21 protein-coding genes and 1 pseudogene are annotated in these 21,389 nt (G+C 38.6%); 8 read left to right on the top strand and 14 right to left on the bottom strand.

Going from position 1 to position 21,389, the window contains the following annotated elements; genetic code table 11:
• Positions 1-10: 10 nt before the first annotated feature.
• Complete coding sequence (locus IEV74_RS09990) at positions 11-742, bottom strand: MBL fold metallo-hydrolase (RefSeq protein WP_188455386.1); 732 nt, start codon at positions 740-742, stop codon at positions 11-13.
• A gap of 98 nt (positions 743-840) precedes the next feature.
• On the opposite strand from IEV74_RS09990, the gene yhfH reads away from it, so the two are divergent.
• Together yhfH and pepF are read left to right on the top strand one after the other, a co-directional pair.
• Complete coding sequence (gene yhfH / locus IEV74_RS09985) at positions 841-969, top strand: protein YhfH (protein WP_188455242.1); 129 nt, start codon at positions 841-843, stop codon at positions 967-969.
• A 364-nt stretch (positions 970-1,333) separates the two neighbouring features.
• Positions 1,334-3,151, top strand: a pseudogene (pepF, locus tag IEV74_RS09980) (oligoendopeptidase F).
• On the opposite strand, the gene IEV74_RS09975 reads toward pepF, so the two are convergent.
• The 5 genes from IEV74_RS09975 to IEV74_RS09955 form a co-directional block, all read right to left on the bottom strand.
• Positions 3,142-3,303 (bottom strand): hypothetical protein, encoded by a 162-nt coding sequence (locus tag IEV74_RS09975; protein WP_188455241.1) that lies wholly within the window; start codon positions 3,301-3,303, stop codon positions 3,142-3,144. The pseudogene pepF and the gene IEV74_RS09975 overlap by 10 nt on opposite strands.
• Before the next feature lie 76 nt (positions 3,304-3,379).
• Positions 3,380-4,783, bottom strand: coding sequence for a protoporphyrinogen oxidase (hemY, locus tag IEV74_RS09970; RefSeq protein ID WP_188455240.1), 1,404 nt, complete (start codon positions 4,781-4,783; stop codon positions 3,380-3,382).
• Positions 4,783-5,721: a ferrochelatase gene (gene hemH / locus IEV74_RS09965; protein WP_188455239.1), complete on the bottom strand. Its 939-nt coding sequence runs from the start codon at positions 5,719-5,721 to the stop codon at positions 4,783-4,785. The genes hemY and hemH overlap by 1 nt, the downstream gene beginning before the upstream one ends.
• A 12-nt stretch (positions 5,722-5,733) precedes the next feature.
• Positions 5,734-6,768: a uroporphyrinogen decarboxylase gene (hemE, locus tag IEV74_RS09960; protein WP_188455238.1), complete on the bottom strand. Its 1,035-nt coding sequence runs from the start codon at positions 6,766-6,768 to the stop codon at positions 5,734-5,736.
• Between the two features lie 95 nt (positions 6,769-6,863).
• Entirely contained in the window at positions 6,864-9,035 is a 2,172-nt protein-coding gene (locus IEV74_RS09955; RefSeq protein WP_188455237.1) for a transglycosylase domain-containing protein, read from the bottom strand.
• A gap of 173 nt (positions 9,036-9,208) precedes the next feature.
• On the opposite strand from IEV74_RS09955, the gene IEV74_RS09950 reads away from it, so the two are divergent.
• Positions 9,209-9,709 (top strand): antibiotic biosynthesis monooxygenase family protein, encoded by a 501-nt coding sequence (locus IEV74_RS09950; protein WP_229683120.1) that lies wholly within the window; start codon positions 9,209-9,211, stop codon positions 9,707-9,709.
• 61 nt (positions 9,710-9,770) lie between these two features.
• Here the strand turns inward: IEV74_RS09950 and IEV74_RS09945 are convergent, their stop codons facing one another.
• From IEV74_RS09945 to IEV74_RS09920, 6 genes are all read right to left on the bottom strand, one after another.
• Positions 9,771-10,256, bottom strand: a complete 486-nt coding sequence (locus IEV74_RS09945) for a thioredoxin family protein (protein WP_188455235.1) — start codon at positions 10,254-10,256, stop codon at positions 9,771-9,773.
• Between the two features lie 3 nt (positions 10,257-10,259).
• Positions 10,260-10,688, bottom strand: a complete 429-nt coding sequence (locus IEV74_RS09940; protein WP_188455234.1) for a disulfide oxidoreductase — start codon at positions 10,686-10,688, stop codon at positions 10,260-10,262.
• A gap of 107 nt (positions 10,689-10,795) precedes the next feature.
• Positions 10,796-11,425 carry a response regulator transcription factor gene (locus tag IEV74_RS09935; RefSeq protein ID WP_188455233.1) on the bottom strand — a complete coding sequence of 210 codons (630 nt, stop codon included), beginning with the start codon at positions 11,423-11,425 and terminating at the stop codon, positions 10,796-10,798.
• A 15-nt stretch (positions 11,426-11,440) separates the two neighbouring features.
• On the bottom strand, positions 11,441-12,478 hold the full coding sequence (locus tag IEV74_RS09930; RefSeq protein WP_188455232.1) for a sensor histidine kinase: 1,038 nt from the start codon (positions 12,476-12,478) through the stop codon (positions 11,441-11,443).
• 12 nt (positions 12,479-12,490) lie between these two features.
• The gene (gene liaF / locus IEV74_RS09925) at positions 12,491-13,243 is read right to left on the bottom strand and encodes a cell wall-active antibiotics response protein LiaF (protein WP_188455231.1); all 753 of its coding nucleotides are present in this window, start codon (positions 13,241-13,243) and stop codon (positions 12,491-12,493) included.
• Between the two features lie 5 nt (positions 13,244-13,248).
• Positions 13,249-14,496: an MFS transporter gene (locus IEV74_RS09920; RefSeq protein ID WP_188455230.1), complete on the bottom strand. Its 1,248-nt coding sequence runs from the start codon at positions 14,494-14,496 to the stop codon at positions 13,249-13,251.
• Between the two features lie 191 nt (positions 14,497-14,687).
• Here IEV74_RS09920 and IEV74_RS09915 point away from each other — a divergent pair, with 191 nt between their 5' ends.
• Together IEV74_RS09915 and IEV74_RS09910 are read left to right on the top strand one after the other, a co-directional pair.
• Positions 14,688-15,122, top strand: a complete 435-nt coding sequence (locus IEV74_RS09915) for a ferritin-like domain-containing protein (protein ID WP_188455229.1) — start codon at positions 14,688-14,690, stop codon at positions 15,120-15,122.
• Positions 15,123-15,290: 168 nt separating this feature from the next.
• Positions 15,291-16,463 (top strand): amidohydrolase, encoded by a 1,173-nt coding sequence (locus IEV74_RS09910; RefSeq protein ID WP_188455228.1) that lies wholly within the window; start codon positions 15,291-15,293, stop codon positions 16,461-16,463.
• Between the two features lie 244 nt (positions 16,464-16,707).
• On the opposite strand, the gene IEV74_RS09905 is transcribed toward IEV74_RS09910, so the two are convergent.
• Both IEV74_RS09905 and IEV74_RS09900 read right to left on the bottom strand, forming a co-directional pair.
• Complete coding sequence (locus IEV74_RS09905) at positions 16,708-17,919, bottom strand: ABC transporter permease (RefSeq protein ID WP_188455227.1); 1,212 nt, start codon at positions 17,917-17,919, stop codon at positions 16,708-16,710.
• Positions 17,912-18,655 carry an ABC transporter ATP-binding protein gene (locus tag IEV74_RS09900; protein WP_188455226.1) on the bottom strand — a complete coding sequence of 248 codons (744 nt, stop codon included), beginning with the start codon at positions 18,653-18,655 and terminating at the stop codon, positions 17,912-17,914. Before IEV74_RS09900 ends, IEV74_RS09905 begins: the two co-directional genes overlap by 8 nt.
• Positions 18,656-19,598: 943 nt before the next feature.
• Between IEV74_RS09900 and IEV74_RS09895 the strand changes: the two genes are divergently transcribed.
• The 3 genes from IEV74_RS09895 to IEV74_RS09885 all read left to right on the top strand — a co-directional run bounded on the left by IEV74_RS09895 (position 19,599) and on the right by IEV74_RS09885 (position 21,383).
• Positions 19,599-20,027: an HIT family protein gene (locus tag IEV74_RS09895; RefSeq protein WP_188455225.1), complete on the top strand. Its 429-nt coding sequence runs from the start codon at positions 19,599-19,601 to the stop codon at positions 20,025-20,027.
• A 267-nt stretch (positions 20,028-20,294) separates the two neighbouring features.
• Positions 20,295-20,816 carry a tryptophan transporter gene (locus IEV74_RS09890; RefSeq protein ID WP_188455224.1) on the top strand — a complete coding sequence of 174 codons (522 nt, stop codon included), beginning with the start codon at positions 20,295-20,297 and terminating at the stop codon, positions 20,814-20,816.
• A gap of 198 nt (positions 20,817-21,014) precedes the next feature.
• Positions 21,015-21,383 (top strand): YtxH domain-containing protein, encoded by a 369-nt coding sequence (locus IEV74_RS09885; protein ID WP_188455223.1) that lies wholly within the window; start codon positions 21,015-21,017, stop codon positions 21,381-21,383.
• Positions 21,384-21,389: the final 6 nt, after the last annotated feature.

Genomic DNA, 21,389 nt, shown 5'->3' with positions numbered 1-21,389 from the left:
CGCTCACACATTATTTTTCCCACACCAATCCTTCTTTTGCTAGTACAATATCACCATCGAAATAATTCCCTGCCTCTTCTACCAGCTGGAAATTATCACCATATTGCGGCAAATGACTCAGGATAAGCTCACCAACCCCTGCTTCAGCGGCAATCATAGCTCCTTCTTTACTTGTCATATGACCGGCACTCTTTCCGTCTTGATCGGCATAAAAATTACAATCGGTAATCAGCAGATCAGCATCTTTTGCAAACTCACTCCAACTATCCATATGCGCGGTGTCAGCAGTATAAACAATTGAACTGTTTCCATCTGAAATTCTCATCCCATAGCATGGAACTGGATGTTTTGTCTTAAAGAACGTAATTGAAAATGGCCCCACTTCAAGCTGTTCACCTGGATTGTAAGCAATTCCCTCTGTACATTCATGTGTTAATGATGCAAACCCTTCTTTATCTTCTGTATGACCATAAATCGGCAAAATATCTTTTTTTCCCTGCACATACATATTTACGAGCCACGCATATTGCAAAACACCAATGTCCGCAACATGATCATGGTGATAATGTGATAGAACAACTGCATTAAGATCCATGATATGTCTATATTTTTGTAATTTCGAAAGTGAACCGCTTCCGACATCGATCAATAACGAAAATCCATCTTTTTCAACTAAATATGCCGATGTAGCACTATCCAAGGCTGGGTAACCTCCCCAGAATCCTATTATGGTTAATTTCATTTTCATCACCTCATCCAAAATTTGTTGTAACACACTATTGACACCCTGCATACTGTTATAATACAATACAGTTACTATAACAAAGGAGGATGTTACACATGATTAGCGTTGTTGAGTTTTTTAAGAATTTGCCAAAAAAGAAATGTCATCAATGTGGTCAAGACATGAACGAAAAAGCAGATTGCTATGGTAATTTATGTGACGAATGTGATCATCCTGCACGGTAATATTTAGTATAACCCAAAATAAGTATTAGTACTGTACTATAACATTTTTCAAGAAGCTGGGACATAACTAAATTGTTTAATCCAAAGCCGAACATTTCACCATACTACAGAAGGAAATACACGGAGACTCCTGCGGGATGAAAAGCCTAGCTGAGAGTAGGCTCAGGGCAGCCCGCGGAAAGCGTAGTGTATTTCCGCAGCGGTATGTATGCACCAACTATGTTCGGATTTTATTTTGGTTAAAACACTTTTGTCCCAGCCTCTTATTTTTTATACTTCTGTCTGAAAAATCATACCATTCCACCTACTTTTATATTATACTATTACTTAGAGTTTCGAAATATTTTTTGAAAGGGGTAACATAATGACTGCAATTACACAGGCAAAACGATGGAACCGTTCGGAGGTGCCAGAAGAACAAACGTGGAATTTAAATGATTTATTTACTTCTGACCAGGAATGGGAGGATGAATTGGCTGCTGTACAAGCCGATGTTGATCAGATTACAGACTACAAAGGCAAATTAGGTACAGATGCCGATACACTGCTAAATTGTTTGGTTAAGCTGGAAAACTATGAAAAAAGGTTAATTAAAGCGGCTACATATGCAAGTTTAAAAGCGAGTGCTGATGGAGCAGATCCAAAAAATCAAGGAGATTCCGCAAAAGTCTCTGCAGCATTAGCCAATATCGGGGCGAAGCTTTCTTTTGTTGAATCGGAATTATTAACATTATCAAATGAAACAATCCAGCAATTTTCACAAGAAAAACCGAGCTTGCAAACCTATCAGAAGATGCTTGAAGACGTATTGGAGAAAAAACCGTATACGCTGTCACCCGAAATTGAAGAAACATTGGCAGCTTTAAGTGAGGTTCATGATGCACCGTACATGATTTATCAGCGCAGCAAATCATCCGATATGGATTTTCCTTCGATTCAAGATGAAGAAGGCAATGAACATCCGATGTCTGCCGCACTTTACGAGGATCGCTTTGAAATCACTGCCAATACTGACCTTCGCAGAAAAGCATATGATTCATTCATCAGTACGCTTGATCATTATAAAAACACGTATGCTGCAGCTTATGCAACAGAAGTTACTAAACAGGTTACGATATCTCGTTTGCGTTCCTATGATTCCGTTACAGACATGCTCCTGCAATCACAGCAAGTCACGACAGAAATGTATCACAATCAACTAAATATTATCCAGAAGGAGCTTGCCCCTCATATGAGGAAATTTGCTAAGCTGAAATAAAAGGATCTTGGCTTGGACGAATTACGCTTTTGTGATTTAAAAGCACCAATGGATCCGGAATTCAATCCGAAAACAACTTATGAGGACGCATCGTCAACCATTTTAGATGTACTGCAAGTTATGGGGCCGGAATATACCGAAATTATGAAAAAGGGTGTAACAGAACGCTGGGTTGATCTGGCAGATAATGTTGGAAAATCAACAGGTGCATTTTGTTCTAGTCCTTACGGGGTCCATCCATACATTCTTATTACATGGACAGATACAATGAGAGGCGCATTCGTATTAGCACACGAGTTAGGCCACGCTGGACATTTTTATCTTGCCGGCAAAAATCAATCACTCGTTAATACACGTCCATCAACTTATTTTGTTGAAGCGCCATCAACATTAAACGAATTACTGTTAGCCAATCACTTAATAGAAAAAACAGATAACAAACGGATGAAACGCTGGGTAATCAGCCAATTATTAGGAACGTACTATCACAATTTCGTAACTCATTTATTAGAAGGTGAGTTTCAGCGAAGGGTCTATGAACTGGCTGAAGCAGGTACACCGCTAACAGCAAATGTATTAAGTGAACAAAAACGAGAAGCCTTAGAAAACTTCTGGGGCGACACTGTTGTATTCGATGAAGGTGCTGGACTTACCTGGATGCGTCAACCACATTACTACATGGGACTCTATCCATACACTTACTCTGCTGGATTGACGGTCTCTACCGCTGTCGCACAAAAAATTCAGGAAGAGGGAAAAACAGCAGTTGACCGATGGCTTTCCGTATTAAAAGCAGGCGGTACAATGAAACCGCTTGACCTAATCAAACAAGCAGGTGTTGACATGTCAAAACCTGATGCGATAAAAACGGCTGTTGCATATGTTGGCAGACTTGTGGATGAATTGGAAAAAAGCTACGACTGATAGGTAAAAGAGGCTATTCCATAAGGAACAGCCTCTTTTACTGTTAGGGTCGTGTGTATAATGGTTAGAATTGCGAAGTCCTTAAAAGAATTGTGCGACCAGCTGCCAAAACCGCGTGCTGGCAGATACGGATACGCTTCAGCTATTCCCATGAACACGAACAGAAATCATCACTTGTACTAAACTAAATAAAAAGCCATAACACTAAATAGTGCTATAGCCCCTATTTCAGCCTTGCAGGAATGTCAATACGTCCGCAACTGCCTTCTCACCCTGTTCAATACAGTCCGGAACACCAATACCTTCATAAGAGCTTCCAGTTAAAAATACACCCGGGAGCTGTTCATTCACCATATTACGGACTTCGCCAATTCGTTCTTTATGACCAACCGTATATTGCGGCATCGCATTTTTCCAGCGTGTAATGACACTGAACTCTGGTTCTCCATTAATATTCATTGTTTTATTTAAATCGTTTAAAACGATATCGATAATTTCCTGGTCCGATAGATCAACTACTTCCTGGTCAGATGGACGCCCCACATAACAACGCAGCAGCACTTTTCCATCTGGTGTTGAATTCGGCCACTTCTTATGTGTCCACGTGCAAGCCGTAATCCGAAAATCACTATTTCTTGATACAACATACCCAGTCCCGTCAATATCCTGATCGATGGCTGATTTATCAAATGCTAAGGCAACATTTGCAACTGAAGTAGCTGGTATATCTTTAAAACGCTTAAAGAAATCATACTGGCTGAACATTTTCGGCAGCGTGTAATGTGGTGTTGCCATAATGACTGTGTCAGCTTTTTTGACTTCACCATTACTAAGCAGCAAATGATAGCCGTGTTCCTTCTTCTCCACATGATCGACTGCGGCGTTTAATGTAATGGTGTGTTCCTCCAATTCATCAGCTAGCCGGTCGACCATCGATTCAAGTCCATCCTTAAATGAGAAAAACATGCCTGGCTTTTTACCTTTGGATTTTTTAGGTTTAGGCATTGTATTTTGCAAGCCTTTAACAAGACTGCGATGCTCTTGTTCTAATTGATAAAAGTTAGGGAATGTTGCCATCAGACTCATATCATCAATATCACCAGCATAAATCCCCGACAATAAAGGTTCAATTAGGTTTTCAACTAACTCATTCCCAAACCTGCGCCTGAAAAACTGCCCCAATGATTGATCTGTTTGTTCCTTTCCTTTAGGAAGTACAAAATCTAACCCTGCACGCAGTTTTCCTTTCCCGGAAAAAATTCCGGAAAAAAGAAATGGGCGAACTTGTGTAGGAATCCCCATAAAAGAGCCACTTGGCATTTTATGAAGCTTGCCTTGTACCATAATATATGACTGGCCAGTACCATTTCTTACAAGTTCCCCGGTCATGCCTAGTTCTTCCGCAAGCTTAACCGCAGGCCGCTTCCGTGACAAAAATGAATCTGGTCCTCTTTCGATTGTAAAACCATCCTTTTTAAACGTTTTGATTTTACCACCTAACCGTTCACTTGCCTCCACCAGTTTCACATTATATGGAAGCTGATGCGCTTTAATTTCTTTCTGTAAATAATAAGCAGCGGTTAAACCAGTAATACCGCCACCTACTATCACAATTTGTTTTTTCTCATTCATTACGCTTCACTTCTAACTTTTTTCAAAACTACTTCAGCTAATGTATGAATAAACCTTGGATTCACGTTTGGCATTTCCGGGCGATAATAGTTAGCTCCCAATTCATCACAAACAACTTTACATTCGTAATCATTGTCATATAAAACTTCGAGATGATGAGCAATAAATCCGACAGGTGCATATACGAACGAACGATATCCCTTTTGTTGATATAGTTCGCGTGTTAAATCCTGTACATCTGGTCCAAGCCATGGATCAGGTGTGTTTCCTTCACTCTGCCAGCCGATTTCATAATTTGTAATTCCTGTTTTCTCAGAAATTAGTTTGGCAGTTTCTTTTAATTGATCTGGATATGGATCGCCATTTTGCAAAATTTTCTCTGGCAGGCTGTGAGCAGATACAACTAACACAGCTTTTTCTTTTTCAGCCTCGGACATTTTGTTGTAAACAATGTTAATTTGCTCTGCCCAAAAGTCGATAAATCCCGGCTCATCATACCAGCTTTCCACTGAAATAATGTTTGGTCTGCCATGCTTAGCGGATTCCTCCTGCGCTCGTGTGTTGTATGATTTCACACTGAATGTTGAATAATGCGGGGCTAATACAATGGAAACAGCTTCTTCAATTCCATCGTTCGCCATTTGTTCAACGGCATCTTCAATGAAAGGTTCGATATGTTTCAAACCAATGTAGACTTTAAATTCATAATCCTGCTGCATATTGTTCAAATTGGTTTCCAGTGCTTTTGCTTGATCTTCTGTGATTTTTGCCAATGGGGAGATTCCGCCAATAGCTTTATATCTATCCTTTAAATCTTGAAGCATTTCATCGGTTGGTTTTCTGCCATGACGTATATGCGTATAATATCGTTCAATGTCTTCCTCTTTGTAAGGCGTTCCGTATGCCATTACGAGTAATCCCATTTTTTTTCGTTCCATTTTCAGCACCTCTTATTTCTGTGAATAATTATGAATAAGCTCCGTTAATTTCTTAAGTGTTGCTGGTGTGATATCGGGCGTCACACCATGTCCCAAATTGAACACATAGCCATTTTCCTGCATACCTTCATCCAAAATACCTTTTGTACGTTTTTCGATTGTTTCCCAATTAGATAATAAAATTGCCGGATCCAGATTTCCCTGCAATACTTTCGTAACACCCATTTGTCTTGCTTCTGTAATGGATGTCCGCCAATCCAAGCCAATTACATCGACTGGCAGGTCATTCCATTCAAGCAATAAATGTCTTGCACCTATCCCAAATAAAATTAATGGTACATTCTCCTCTTTTAGTTCCTGGAAAATGCGATTCATGACAGGCTTAAGGTATGTCCGATAATCCGCAGCATTAAGAGCCCCTACCCATGAATCAAAAATTTGGATAGCTTTAGCGCCAGCTTTAATTTGCGCTTTCACATAAGTGATAACCATGTCAGCAAGTTTGTCCATTAATGCAAACCAAAGTTCAGATTCCTTGTACATGAAAGCCTTCGTTTTGTTGTAATTTTTTGAAGGTCCACCTTCAATCATATAACTTGCTAATGTAAATGGCGCCCCACTAAATCCAATTAAAGGAACACTTAATTGTTCCTCTGTCAATAGTCTGATCGTATCCAATACATATGGTACATCCGCTTCCGGGTTGATTTTGCCCAGCTTCTCTACATCCTGAAAATTTCTGATCGGGTTGTGAATAACCGGACCAATATTTTTCTTGATCTCTACATCAATTCCAATTGCTGGAAGTGGTGACATGATATCTTTATACAAAATTGCCGCATCGACACCATAATGTTCTACAGGCAAACGTGTAACATATGCACATAGTTCTGGATGGTGTGTTATTTCAAATAAGGAATACTTTTTCTTTAGTTCCCGATATTCCTTCTGTGACCTGCCCGCCTGCCTCATGAACCATGCGGGCGTATAATCCGTTTTTTCACCGTAATACGCTCTAATAATCGTATCATTTATCTGTTTCGACATTTTTTTCACCCTTTTTACCTACTCTACATTTACTATAGCGATTTCCTTCCTTACTGTATAGCAAACCCCTTTGATTGTCATGAATTTGTCTTATTTTAAAAGGATAACTCTACTGAATTTGAGCGTTTTCCTTCGATTTTCGTTAAAGGATTATATGGCACAACATAATAATCCTCTGTCTGAAATATTGAAATATCATCGACAATAAATTCATTATCACTCTCTACCTCACCAATCCGTTTATCGATTCCTTCTTTCTCCCGGTATACATGATAAACGACACGATCATCAGCGGAACCGGACCAGGTCAGCTTCCCCTTCACTAAGGAAATACCCCCAAATGTATAGCTTGCAGATAGTTCAGTCTGTTCCGGCAATTTAATCGGTTTTGCCAAGGCGTCAACATTCTCTGGTTTAGTAAAAGCCGATGCAAGCGATTTTCGTTTGTCCAATTCGGTTAAGATAGCTTTTGTGAGCATTGTTGGATATTTACTCCCAGCTGTTAAGTAATGATTTTTGTCCGATCTGTCATATCCCATCCATAATGCACTAACAAATTCTGGTGTATACCCTACAAACCATGCATCCTTATACTGTCCATCTACAAAAGGGTGCTGGGTAGAACCAGTTTTCCCAGCCAACGCTTTTTCATATTCGCCGCTTTCTGCTGTCCCATAATCAACATTTGCTTGCAAAATTTCCGTCATATTCCAGGCAACCTGCGGGGAGAATACATTTGTTTCAGAAATTTCATTTTGAAACATTATTTCACCGTCCTGATCATATATACGGTTAATTGTATGGGAATTTACCGCTTTTCCAGAATGTGCAAACACACGATAACTCTCCATCATCTTTAAAGGGGTTAAACCTTTTGACAAACCACCTAGCGCAATAGCCAGACCATTATCCGGAATTGTAATATTCATTCTGTTTAAATATTCCTTTGCATAGGGTATTCCAATTTCGTCAAGCAGCCAAACCGATGGCGCATTTTTCGACTTTACTAAAGCGTCATATATGGAAACGGCTCCTGCATAGTCATTGTCAACATTTGTCGCAGTATACCCATTAATATCCATTTTTTGATCTGGTAAAATTGTATAGGGCTGATAGTTGTCCTTCATCATCGCGGGACCATATACCGCTATTGGCTTCATGGCAGAGCCAGGCTGACGTTTTACCGTTACACGATTTAAGTCACCTAAACTGTAATCCCGACCTCCAATAGCCGCAATAATCGAACCATTTTTCTGGTCCATCATGACAAAAGCACCCTCTACTCCTGTCGTATTTCCTGGGAAATAGTCCTCGTTTTTGAACTTTTCATAGGCAATTTGTTGGGCAATATCATTCATATTTACCACAATTCGATAGCCGCCGCGTTTTAATTCATCAATCGACAATTGATGAACGCTTGCTGCTTCTTTCATGACAAGATCAATATAGCTATCTGCCCAGGGATTGGGTGTTTTTTCCTTAACGTGCAACCCTAGCGTTTTACCCTGTTCCTTTACACGTTTTTCAGTTGAAATCATTCCAGCAGCATCCATTGCCTTCAATACCGTATTTCTTCTTGTCAAGGCTCTGTCCGGATGATGGATTGGTGAATATCCATTTGGAGCTTGAGCAAGTCCCGCTAACATTGCACCTTCCGATAAGGATAAGTTTTTAGCCGACTTTGAAAAAAATAACTGAGACGCCGCTTCAATTCCATATACACCCTTTCCAAAATAGATCCCATTCACGTATAACCCTAAAATCTTATCTTTGGAAAATTCACGTTCAAGGTAAATTGCGGCCATTACTTCTTTCGTCTTGCGCATCCAGGTTTTATCATTATGAAGAAAAAGATTTTTAGCCACCTGCTGCGTGATTGTACTGGCACCCTCAACCTTTTTCATTGCAACAATATCTTTAAATACTGCACGCGTTACCGACTTGAAATCTACACCAGCATGATCATAATAACGCCTATCTTCAATTGCAACGAATGCATTTTTTACATGCTCGGGAATATCATTAATATCGATAGGGGTTCTATTTTCATGATATAATGAAGCAATGACTTCGCCGTCCAATGTTTCAATTGTTGTTTTTGCATCAAGGATTAAATCTTCCTCATTAACGATCAAATTCCCACCGAATACTATAATGAAATAACCAATCAATCCGAAAAATATTATAAAAGCAGCAGCCAGTAAATACCATTTAACCTTAGATGGAATTGATTTCAGTTGTTCAAATTTGTTTTTCTTTTTGTCCATATTTCACCTCAAATACATGATTGATTTTTCCAATCACACCGTATAGTATACGACAAATTTCAACAATCTGAAAGAATAATACTCAATATTAATTAATAATAATTATAAAAACATAAAGATTAATAAAATGTAAAGAGGGTATAAATAACGATAAACATTTTTCTGAGGGAGAGATGATTGTGAAGGCATACATGACTAATGGAACGTATGAATTTTTGTCCAAACTGCAAGATAAATATCCGCAAATCGCCTTTTATTATATGGCTGGTGGCGGCAGTGCATTAGCCTATTATGAAAATTATAAAAAAAACATTTTCACTGCCGGAAGAGAGTATCTTGTTTTACAGGAAAGCGGGAGTATAAAAACTAGTGGATATGTTGTGATGAACAATATTGCGGTAACGGACGATGGAACTGCGGCTTTTGAGGACCGCTTTAAGCAGCGAGCAGGAGAAATTGATAAGATGCCAGGCTTTCAGGCATTTCGTCTATTAAAACCTAAAAAAGGAAATACATATGTAGTGTTTACGCAATGGGCTTCAGAGACGGATTTTGAAAGCTGGAAAAACTCCGATACATTTCAGAAACAGCATCAGCATGGCCCAACAAAGCCACCAGCATTTTTTGCAGATAAACCATTTGTGACAACCTATACAATGATTGATCAAGATTAAAGGGCGATTGCAGATTTTGCTACAAAAAGCTAGCTACCCTAAGGCAGCTAGCTTTATCATCTTATTTACCTTCTACAACATATTCATTAAAAAACGCCCTAAACATATCTTCAGGTTGTGATCCAGTAATTCGGTCCACTTCCTCACCATCTTCATAATATACAAGTGTTGGCGTTGCTTCAATACCATACGTTCTCCAGCCTTTTTCAAACTCCAGCAAATTAAACTTTTTCATGTCAACATCTAATTCATCTGCTATTGGTACCAAGTAAGGTGTTGTATTTTGACAGTGTATACATTCCGGACTGAAGAAATATACAACAACATCCTCATTATCATCTAATTTCTTTTCTAATTCATCTGGTAAAATGATGTTCTGATACAATGGATCGTCTAATTGATCAATTGTCGACTGCTCCAAATCATTTGTACCATATGGATTATTACTTTCCTCGACTGCTTTGTCATTTTTATAATCCATAACAAAATACAATGCTATAAACAGAACGACAATCACAGCAAGGATGATAAATAGCTTCTTTTGCATCGATTATTTCCCCCTTTGTTGTTTCAGTAAAACAATATGCAGTACAAAAATTACAATAAACGCAACACCAGCTAGAAACGGAATTGTGATAAAGCCTAAATAATTCACGTATTCTGTATTACAAGGAATAATTCCACAGGATCCGCCTGTTTCGTGTAATGCTGGTAATTTCTGAATTAAATAATGATATGCTGAAACAAGCATGCCTATACCACTCAAAATTAATCCTGGCAAGGCAATTGATAGGTCCTTTTTAATCGCTGCAGCACCATAGATGATAACTAATGGATACATCAAAATACGCTGGAACCAGCATAATTCACATGGTATATACCCCATAATTTCTGAGAAAAATAAGCTGCCAAGAAGTGCTATTAATGCCTGTGCCCATATGATCAGCAGAATTGTCTCACTCGAATTGGAATTTTTCATATGTAAACTCCTCAAATTTAATATACATTGGTATTATACAAGTGCGTAATTAAAAAAACAAAAAAGAAGATCCCCGGAATCCTCAAGTATGTATCAATTGTTACAATTTATTGAATTAATTTATTTCGATGCACATAAACAGCCGCCTGCGTTCTATCATTCACCTCAAGCTTACTTAATATATTGCTAACGTGTGTTTTGACCGTTTTAATGCCAATGTACAGCTTTTCACTTATTTCCTGATTCGTCATTCCATTTCCAATACAAATTAACACTTCAAGTTCTCTATCCGTTAAGTCGTCATGTGCTTTTTTCTGTGCCGTTCTGTATTTGGACATCATTTTTCCAGCAACCTTTGCCTCGATAACATTTTCACCACATGCCGCTTTTTTAATTGCATCTGTAATTTCTTCCGCTGAGGATGTTTTCAAAATATAACTGAATGCACCAGCTTCAATCGCGGGGAAAACCTGTTCATCATCGTAATAGCTTGTTAGAATGATAATTTTGCAGTCTGGCAATGTACGCATGATTTCAGCTGTTGCATCAATTCCCGTCCCGTTTTCCATCATTAAATCCATTAGCACAACATCAGGTACTTTATCCATAACAAGCTTCATGCCATCATTTCCACTGCCAGCTTCCCCCACCACTTCCAATTCATCATCTGTTCGTAAATAGGCAATAATCCCTTTTCGAACAATTTCATGATCATCGACAACTACAACCTTAATCATCCATTCTCCCCCTTTTTAACTAGGTATTCGTATATCAATATAAGTGCCTTCCCCTACATTTGATCGAACTGAAAATGTTCCACCTAATTCCTCGCTTCGTTCCTTCATTGTCTTTAAGCCATACGATGTTTTCCGGTCTGCATCTTGGCCGATAGCAAATCCATTGCCATTATCACTAATATGTAAAAACAATTCATTTGTACGCTGTCCTAGCTGCAATTTAACTTCAGTTGCATTAGCGTGACGTAATGTATTAGATAACGACTCTTGTATAATGCGAAAAACATGCTCCTCTGTTGTTTCAGAGAGGTTTAAATCATCATCAACCGTTAATAAGAATTCCAGAGAGCTTCTTTGTTTTAATTCATCAATCAAATTCCGAATGCCGACCGCTAATGGTTCACCAGATAAATGTACTGGGCGAAGATGCAGCAAAAGTGCCCGCATTTCTGTTTGTGCTTTTAATGCGACCATCGCCACCTCTTGCATTTGTTCTTTTGCCAGTTCGGGTTTCTTGTCCATTTGCTTAACTGCCGCTTCAGACATCATGGTCAGTGCAAATAGCTGCTGACTCACGGCATCATGGAGGTCACGTGCCAATCGCTGCCTTTCCTCAATAACCGCTGCTTTATGTGCTGATTTCGCGAAATCTGATTTTTCATCAGCCATCCTCTGTAACGATTTAACCTGGTTTTGCAATTTTTCACCTAACTCATTTAATTCGTTGCCTATTCTGGTAATCTCATCGTCTTCATTAAAATAAACACGCGAGCTGTAATTACCGTTTGCAAATTGTGTGATTAAAACAGATAAATAGTCTAGCCGTTCCTTCATATCACCACTTGATTTAAATCCAACGTAAAATGATAAAATTAAAGCCAGCACAATGTATAATAGTAAAAACACAAAAATGCTTGTAACGTTTATCCATGCTGGTTCTATTAACACATAGATAGTTAATAGGATTGATAACAAGGTAACAGTTGTTAAAAATAGTCCATTTAAATGGGAACGAATATAGCTGAAACGTATACTGCTAAAACGTTTGAACATTCTTTCTCCCCCTTACACCTTATCCACACGGATGGAGCCAGCTTTTAATTTCAGCCTTATATCTAATTTCCTTACTGCACTTTCATAATCCGTTGAAGAATAATACATGTGCTGATTGACACCATCATCCGTTCTGCCAAGTATATTGATCTCTCCCGCTTTTACGGATGCATCTATCCGAAATGCGAGATTTTCCGGCATCAGAATTTGAACATCGCCTGCCCAGCTGTTAATGGTGATCGGAATTTCTTTTTCTGGAATGAATGCCTTTGTGAAATCGATATAATAATTTCCCGCAGCATTAAATAAATCCATAGGCTCTACTTTCCAATTGGGGTTTTTATATTCATAATCACCTATTGAAAAACGATTTCTCTTTTTCTTGCTTGTAAATTCCTTGCTTTTTTTACCATCTGACATGAAAACAATGTTGAACCCGCGCCCAGATTTACCAATAATGCTAAAACCAATATAAATAATTAATAGTGGCCATAATTTAAATACATCGGAAAAGCTGAAATGGATGATGCCAAAATATCCAAGTAGTAATAATACACCAAAAACGACTAAAAACGATCCGCCTACCCAGCTTCCCCGTCGTTTTCTAATATCATCCGCAAACCACTTTAATCCAAATACAATAAAAATTAATGGCAGCAGCAAATTCCATGCATCGGAAGCGTCAAAGTAGATAATGTCAAAATTCGCCAGAACCAGTACTGCCCCGGCAACGATAAATAATAGTGCCACAAGGTTTCGTATCATGTCACTCACCCTTTCTGCTCCTTGAAGCTTAAAATATGTTTGTTCCTAAAATTAATAGCCGCAATCAATGTAACAATAATACCGCCCACCATTATGATTACTTGGATGCCAACCCCCATGGCTAATAATAAAGAGGTAACGACATATGATACAGGAACAAGTCCTGTCGAAACAGTCATCAGAAAACTCATCATTCTGCCCAGCATTCTTTTCTCAGTAGTTTGCTGAAGCATCGTCATCAATGGAATATTGACCAATTGAATTAGAAATCCCATTGTTGCTACAAGCATTACCACCAACAATAAATTCGCTGACATCCCAATTGATGCATAAAAGATTCCCAACAGTATTAAACTTATCAAAAGTACAAGTCCCTGCTTTTTTAACCTGATTGACGCCAGTACAATTGCTCCAGCAAGTGCACCTATTCCCATAGATATTTCTACAGATGCTAAATTTAGAGCACTGCCTTGAAATATGTCTTTTATAATTATTGGCAATCCAATGGATAGAGGACCTGATATAAAGAAATTTAAAAAGAATCCTAAGATGACAACCGCGATGACCAGCTCATTTTTCCTGGCATAGCTGAATCCTTCCTTTAGGTCCTCCCATGGTGTTTTTTTCTCATTTGCGACAGGCTGGTCTGGCAGCCGTATGAACAAAACTGCTAAAGAAGATAAAAGCAGCATGATAAATGCTACTGTAAAAACACCTTCAAACCCTAGAAATGCAATCAAACTGCCACCAACTGCTGGGCCTAAAATCGGGCTGATTTGTGCTGTCATTTGGATAAGTGAATTACCACGCTGCAGTTGATCTTCCGCTAAGATCATTGGTGTCATGGAATTCATAGCTGGATAACTAAACGCATCCGAAATGCCAAACAACATAGCCAATACGATTAAATGAACGGCTGTTACTGAGTCGGTCAAAATGAAAAAGAGCAAAACAATAATTAAAAGCGCTCTTGATAGATCAGACAGAAAAAGTATTGTTCTTCGATTAAAACGATCAGCAATTAATCCGCCTGCGGTTAATAATAACAATCTTGGAATAGATGCTGCGAGAAACAGCATACCGAAATAAAAGCGGTTTTCAGTAATTGATAGCATTAACCATTCAGCCCCGATTAAATAAACGTAATAACCTGGTGAAGAAAATAGTGCTGCAATAATTAAAAAGAGAAAATTGCGATTTTTAAAGACAGGAACCTTTGCTTCATTTACCGTATTAGACTGTGCTGCTTCCATAAATAATGCCCCTCTCGTTATATCTTACCTTTATACTAATAAAAAGGGCAACATAAAATAACGACCTGAAGATTGTTTCTTCCTCCGCCTTAAGACTGAGACTTCCGTCTGGTTTAAAACAGGTTTTAAAAAACGTTTAATGGGGTATCGTAATGATGTAGATAAAACTATATAAAAGGTTGGGATAATCGATGAGTGACGAATTACAACAATTGATAGATGGATTAAATGAAGATTTAGCACACGAATACGGAGCCGCTATCCAGTATACGTATAGTGCGTCAGTTGTGTCGGGTTTATATCGTTCTGCACTAAAACCATTTTTCGAAAGTGAAATTAACGATGAACTTGGACATGCCTTGTACCTATCCGAAAAAATTAAAACACTTGGCGGCACACCGACAACAAAATCTGCTGATGTTGAACAGCCAACCGAAGTAAAAGCTTTACTAGAAGCAACATTAAAAGCAGAAAGTGATACGATTAAACGTTATGAACAACGAAAAAAACAGGCTGAGGAACTAGGCTATACAGAGCTTGTTGTTAAATTAGAAGATTTAATTTCCGATGAAACACACCATAAGGAAGAGGTTGAACGATTACTCGCTGACCCGAGATTAACTTAATATATATTGCCCCCCTTTAAAAGGACAGCTTATATTAGTTGTCCTTTTCTTTTCTTTGCGGTTGATATTTCCGATTTGCGTTTTTATCAATTTTATTCTCCTTCCTTCTGACTTAACTAGCTAAAAATGTTATAATCATAAGAAAATTATACACAGGAGGATTTGCCGATGTTAGACAAAATACATAAAGCAATTGATGATCTATATCCGGAAATGGTGGAAACACGCAGGTACTTGCACCAGCATCCAGAACTCTCCTTTCAGGAAACAGAAACCGCTAAGTATATTGGAGACTTTTATGAAAAACTAGGGATCCCCTATCAAGCAAATATTGGCGGAAATGGTGTCATAGCTACAATAAAAGGCGGAAAACCTGGCAAAACTATCGCATTGCGAGCTGATTTCGATGCATTGCCGATTCAAGAAGAAAATGATATACCGTATAAATCAACGGTCGATGGTGTGATGCATGCATGTGGCCACGACGGACATACCGCTGCATTATTAGCTCTAGCAAAAGCAGTTCTGTCATTTCAACAAGAACTGCCCGGCACAATCGTCTTTTTACATCAGCATGCCGAGGAATATGCTCCAGGCGGGGCCAAGCCAATGATCGAAGCAGGTGCGTTAGACGGTGTGGATGCTGTTTTCGGAACACACTTATGGGCAACAACACCTCTTGGGGTTTTGCAAACTTCAAAAAGTGCATTTATGGCTGGTGCGGATCGTTTTGAAGTAACAATTCAAGGCAAAGGTGGTCATGGCGGCTATCCACATGAGACAAATGATGCAATCGTCATTGGCGCCCAAGTCATTTCACAGCTTCAGCAGATTGTATCCCGCAGATTGGACCCATTAGGTACCGGTGTTGTCACAGTTGGTATTTTTGAAGCTGGAAATGCATTTAATATTATTGCGGATAAAGCAAAATTGGTTGGCACGGTCCGTTATCTTAACACGGATATTCAGGAACAAATCATTTCCGAAATTGATAAAATCATTGATGGTGTCTGTGTCGCAAACGATGCAAGCTACACACTGAATTATGAAAAAGGGTACCCCCCGCTCGTTAATCACGCTGACGAGGCTGAATTAGTTCTTGAAGCAAGTAAACAGATTCCGGAAATAACAAAAAGAGAAGAAGTCTTACCAGTTATGGGCGGGGAAGACTTTGCCTATTATATGATGGAACGACCAGGCGCCTACTTCTTTACTGGTGCAAAAACGGAGAGTAATCCTTTCCCCCACCACCACCCAAAGTTTAATATTGATGAACGCGCCCTGCCAATCGCAGCAAAGACGCTAATTTCAGCCTATTTTAACTATCAAGAACAGCACTAAACAAATGAGCCTGGAACTTAACTAAATTGTTTAATCTAAAGCCGAAAAAATTCACCATACTAGCGAAGGAAATACACGGAGACTCCTGCAGGATGAAAAGCCTAGGTGAGACTACGTAGAGCAATAGCTCGGAGTAGGCTCAGAGCAGCCACCCGCGGAAAGCGTAGTGTATTTCCGAAGCGGTATGTGTGCACCAACTATGTTTGGATTTTATTTTGTTTAAACACTTTTGTCAGGCTCATTTTTATGCCATCTTCTGTTTTACGTAGCCATTGATAAATACATAATTAAATAACAGCCCGCCTACTAATGTAACACCAAGACCCGTAAAATCAGCAAACAACAGGAAAATGCAAGCATAAATAACCGTCTGAATAAATCCTAATTGATACAGCCATTTTAATACAGCTTGCTGTCGACGTTTCAGCTCTACCGGATACAAATCCAGCCAGATTACGGTTCGGTGATGCTGGTACAAGGTCATCATTTGAAAAATACTCATATACAAAAACAACAACGCAAACATAATTTTGATCCAGCTGTTTGGAATGAAATAGATAAATAATCCACCGATTACGATGAGACGGACGTACATCCCAAAGTAGTCCCCACTGCGAATAAAGGTAATACGGAACAAATAGTCAAACGTAAATTTCCGTTGAAACGGTATCCGATTAATGAGTGAAACAAGCCATTGCCGCCTTTTAACACGATTTTTGAGATGTGGCACATCTGTAAACATATTCGCAATCCGATAAAATGCCTGCATTCTGTTACGTTCCTTTTCCACAAGCAAGTCCCAGACAATGCCTGCCTGCTTCCTTGACACACTCAAATCGTACAAAAACACAAAAATAAACAATGCTGTCGTGATTCCTGCCAGCAGCATGTTACCATTTATTATGAAAAAGAATGTCGCTATGTTTAATAGGATACGTGCAAACTGATCAATTTTCCTTACACTTGGCTCTCTAACCTTAAGCATCCACCAATTTGCAATTAAATTCCAAACCTTAAAAATAAGAACGATTATAACTGTAACTAAATAAACATTGCCATCACGCTCAGGATATGAGGCGAAGTACAGTGGACCAAACGCCGCAACCAGCAGCAGTATTAAATACAACTGAATGACAAAGCTATAAATCAATGCATTACGAAAATACGCACCCATTTTATGCTCTGCAGTTATTAAAAAAACTAGATCAGGCTCCTTTAACAATGTACGTACCGGGCTATAGCTGACTAATAATCCGAGTGCTATCCCCATAACCCAATCTGTTGGAAAACCCTCTGGAAGCTTTGTGAGCCAATCCTGATAATAATAGGCAAGGGCAGATACAAAAAACAGCATTGCAAAAGCAATATGTCCGTTAAAAATATAGCGCAAGTAACGGCTAGTCTCTTTTAGATGCTCTGAAAAACGCCTTTTAAAAAGGGCATTGGAATCAAACATGGCTCTCTTCCTTTGTCAGCTGTACATACAGGTCATCCAGAGTCGCATCCGGCATGTCGAATTCTGTTTGTAATTCAGGCAATGTTCCAATTGCACGTATCTTGCCATCGTGCAGTATTACAAAACGGTCACAATAACGCTCTGCAGTTGCTAAAATATGTGTGGACATTAATACACCGGATCCATTTTCCTTCATTTCATCCATTAATTGGAGGTATGATTGTATCCCTAATGGGTCTAGTCCAACGAATGGTTCATCGACAATATATAACGGTGGTTCGATCAAAAATGCGCACATAATCATAACCTTTTGACGCATTCCTTTTGAAAAATGAACCGGAAACCACTTCAGCTTTTTTTCCATGCGGAATTCCTTTAATAGCGGCTGCAATCTTTTCTCAAAAACATCCTCGGGTATATCATAGGCCATTGCCGTTAAACGAAGATGTTCATATAGGGTAAGTTCATCGTACAATATTGGCATTTCTGGAATATATGCCATTTGACTTCGATATACCTGTTTGTTTTCTGCAAAAGTTTTCCCGTTTACAGAAACAGTTCCTTTTTTCGCCTGCATTAAACCGATAATATGTTTAATTGTTGTACTTTTCCCTGCTCCATTTAAACCAATCAGTCCAACAATCTCCTTTGGAAAAACATCAAACGAAATACCGTGCAGTACATTCTTATGTGTATATCCACCATGAAGATTTTCAATATGTAACAAAGGGTTCACTTAGGTCTCCTCCTAAAACATTCCTTAGATTAAAATTTTACCATTATTCTAGGACAAAGCCAAAGCATACCGTTAGACTTTTACTGACATTTTTTTTGAGAATGTTTCACAAATAAATGTCGGCATTGTGGGCAGTTAAATATGGCGAAAATGGAATCGATTTTTTGGCTGTCATTCCGAAAGTAATGCGTTTTTACAGTGTATGAATCATAAAGTAGCTATCCATGCAATTACTCATATTTTATTACCATCATGTATGTATAAATGTCGGCTTTCGGTTCACAATAACTATTGAAGAGCGGGGATGTACCACTACAGAATTTCGTGTCAAACACAAATGAGGTGTTAGCGATCGAGTAACTAATGAAATTTCGTGTATAAAAAACACAAAATGAGGTGTTAGCGAAAGATACTCTAATATAAATTTCGTGTATTAAACACAAAATGAGGTGTTAGTGAACGGTAATCTAATGATAAAACCCTTTTGCCAGGACACATCCCAGTTTTATACTGAGATGCTGACAAAAAGGTTTTTGTAATCAAACAGTTAAGTAGCAGGATTGCAATTTAACGTTGAATTACTAAAAGTCCCCAACGTTAGAAGTTATCGTCTTCCTCGTTCTTCTTAAAGCAGGCTAGTCCACAACGGGCTAGTCCTGTTTGTGTTTGTACAGTTGACGTAAACTGCAACGTAATATTCTCGGGTCGCCGTCCGGGATCGCTGCGGGCGGATGCGCACCTTAGGGCACGGCCTCAGCCTCCCACGGAAAGCGTAGTGTATACGGGCTGCAGGACCAACGAGCGTCCAAAATGATGCAAAATCACCACAAGCATTTATGTCGCAGTCTACAGAAACTATAACCTAAGTCTATGTAGTTTTTAGCTTTACTTTTCTCTTTAAACATATATACAATAAGAACAAATAAGCTAAGGAGTGATTTCAATGGGGCATGAAGATTGTATTTTTTGTAAAATCATTAATGGTGAACTACCTTCAGCAAAAGTTTATGAGGATGAGCATGTATACGCATTCCTTGACCTTAGCCAGGTAACGAAAGGACATACGTTAGTCATTCCGAAAACACATACAAAAAACATCTATGAAACACCATCAGATGTTGCCAAAGAATTGTTCGCACGCGTTCCGAAAATAGCAAAAGCCATTAAAGAAGTATATCAGCCAATTGGAATGAATTTATTAAATAATAACGAAGCACCTGCCGAACAATCAGTTTTTCACCTACATATTCATATCATCCCTCGTTATGGTGAAGGTGATGGCTATGACTTAGGATGGACAACCCACCAAGACAACTATTCAACAGAGGATTTGCAGCAAATTGCCAAAGAAATTAATGAAGGAATTAAATAATAGAATGTTTATAAAGTGAAGCTTCAATCATTGGAGATTCTTTTTTCCCCACTGATTGGTAGTTGTACAGAATTGGACATTAACGGGCAGTTACCTCCCCCCAAACCATGAAGTGGGGGTATTACTGCCCGTTAATGCGGGGTAGAAATTAGTACTTTTTATTTATCCTGTTTTTTGGTATAATAGCGATAAGTTTCCGCAGCTGACAATGAGTGTACAGCTGGGATGCGCAGAAAAATAGCTTAGCCGAGACGAGGAGAGATACAAATGAATACAAGGATTTTAGTGGTTTTGTCTTTATTAGTAGGAATAGGTGCTGTCCTGCACACTGTGGTCCCGCCAATAATATACGGAGTAAAACCTGATATGTTATTGTCAATGATGTTCTTGGGGATTATGCTAGTTCCAAAAACAAAATATGTTGTTGTCTTAGCAATTGCTACAGGAATCATTTCAGCATTAACTACACAAGCCCCTGGAGGACAAATTGCCAACATGATTGATAAGCCAATTACTGCATTACTATTTTTTGGACTGTTTTTATTTGTTAAGGACAGAATACCCGGTAAAGTCAGTGCACCCGTATTAGCTGCAATTGGAACAATTATTAGTGGATCCATATTTTTAGGTTCAGCATTGTACATTGTTGGGTTAATGGATGGCGCATTTCTGGCGTTATTCTTAACAGTTGTATTGCCTGCTGCTGCATTAAATACACTATTCATGGCAATCATCTATCCAATTGTACAGCGTATTTTCAAACGAACACAGCCACTTCCAATTTCATAATCACTTCACTTAATATAAATCCTCTGGCACAATATTGTCAGAGGATTTTTTAAGAAAACTGTTTTTCGTACACTTTAACCCTAAAATCTCTTATAATGAAAATACACTGTTATATATTATCCGAAATGATGTTTCATAGAAGTTTGATAAGGAAAAGATAATTATAACAGGTAAGTAAGTGAAAGGAGTGACATGATTATGACTAAAGGTAAATCATTATTATTAGGATTTGTTGTTGGTGGAGTTGTTAGTGCCACTGCAACATTATTGAGTACACCAGCGTCCGGCAAAGAATTAAGAATCCGGGCAAAAGAGCAAGGTGTTGAATGGAAGCATATGCTTGAAAATTTAAAAAGAGATGGTATGCGCCTGAAAAACCAAATTGCTGAAACATCAAAAGAAGGTGCAGCATTAATTAAAGACTTGACACAGGAAATGAAAACATCTGTGCAAGATTGGAGAAACTCAGTAGAGCCACATCAAAAAAATATTGAAAAATACTTAGAGCAAATTGAATCAAGCCTGAAAGATCTTGAAGAGAAAGTAAAAAAAGATTCCTCCATATAGAGGAAT

The sequence above is a fragment of the Virgibacillus oceani genome (assembly GCF_014638995.1).
Classification (GTDB): Bacteria; Bacillota; Bacilli; order Bacillales; family Amphibacillaceae; genus Virgibacillus_E; species Virgibacillus_E oceani.
The sequence above is the reverse complement of the archived record's forward strand: the minus strand, read 5'-3'. Positions and strand labels throughout refer to the sequence as shown.

Coding starts and splice junctions, on each gene's coding strand:
- IEV74_RS09990 (WP_188455386.1), bottom strand. CDS start 742: ATGAAATTAACCATAATAGGATTCTGGGGAGGTTACCCAGCCTTGGAT.
- yhfH (WP_188455242.1), top strand. CDS start 841: ATGATTAGCGTTGTTGAGTTTTTTAAGAATTTGCCAAAAAAGAAATGT.
- IEV74_RS09975 (WP_188455241.1), bottom strand. CDS start 3,303: ATGGGAATAGCTGAAGCGTATCCGTATCTGCCAGCACGCGGTTTTGGC.
- hemY (WP_188455240.1), bottom strand. CDS start 4,783: ATGAATGAGAAAAAACAAATTGTGATAGTAGGTGGCGGTATTACTGGT.
- hemH (WP_188455239.1), bottom strand. CDS start 5,721: ATGGAACGAAAAAAAATGGGATTACTCGTAATGGCATACGGAACGCCT.
- hemE (WP_188455238.1), bottom strand. CDS start 6,768: ATGTCGAAACAGATAAATGATACGATTATTAGAGCGTATTACGGTGAA.
- IEV74_RS09955 (WP_188455237.1), bottom strand. CDS start 9,035: ATGGACAAAAAGAAAAACAAATTTGAACAACTGAAATCAATTCCATCT.
- IEV74_RS09950 (WP_229683120.1), top strand. CDS start 9,209: ATGATTGTGAAGGCATACATGACTAATGGAACGTATGAATTTTTGTCC.
- IEV74_RS09945 (WP_188455235.1), bottom strand. CDS start 10,256: ATGCAAAAGAAGCTATTTATCATCCTTGCTGTGATTGTCGTTCTGTTT.
- IEV74_RS09940 (WP_188455234.1), bottom strand. CDS start 10,688: ATGAAAAATTCCAATTCGAGTGAGACAATTCTGCTGATCATATGGGCA.
- IEV74_RS09935 (WP_188455233.1), bottom strand. CDS start 11,425: ATGATTAAGGTTGTAGTTGTCGATGATCATGAAATTGTTCGAAAAGGG.
- IEV74_RS09930 (WP_188455232.1), bottom strand. CDS start 12,478: ATGTTCAAACGTTTTAGCAGTATACGTTTCAGCTATATTCGTTCCCAT.
- liaF (WP_188455231.1), bottom strand. CDS start 13,243: ATGATACGAAACCTTGTGGCACTATTATTTATCGTTGCCGGGGCAGTA.
- IEV74_RS09920 (WP_188455230.1), bottom strand. CDS start 14,496: ATGGAAGCAGCACAGTCTAATACGGTAAATGAAGCAAAGGTTCCTGTC.
- IEV74_RS09915 (WP_188455229.1), top strand. CDS start 14,688: ATGAGTGACGAATTACAACAATTGATAGATGGATTAAATGAAGATTTA.
- IEV74_RS09910 (WP_188455228.1), top strand. CDS start 15,291: ATGTTAGACAAAATACATAAAGCAATTGATGATCTATATCCGGAAATG.
- IEV74_RS09905 (WP_188455227.1), bottom strand. CDS start 17,919: ATGTTTGATTCCAATGCCCTTTTTAAAAGGCGTTTTTCAGAGCATCTA.
- IEV74_RS09895 (WP_188455225.1), top strand. CDS start 19,599: ATGGGGCATGAAGATTGTATTTTTTGTAAAATCATTAATGGTGAACTA.
- IEV74_RS09890 (WP_188455224.1), top strand. CDS start 20,295: ATGAATACAAGGATTTTAGTGGTTTTGTCTTTATTAGTAGGAATAGGT.
- IEV74_RS09885 (WP_188455223.1), top strand. CDS start 21,015: ATGACTAAAGGTAAATCATTATTATTAGGATTTGTTGTTGGTGGAGTT.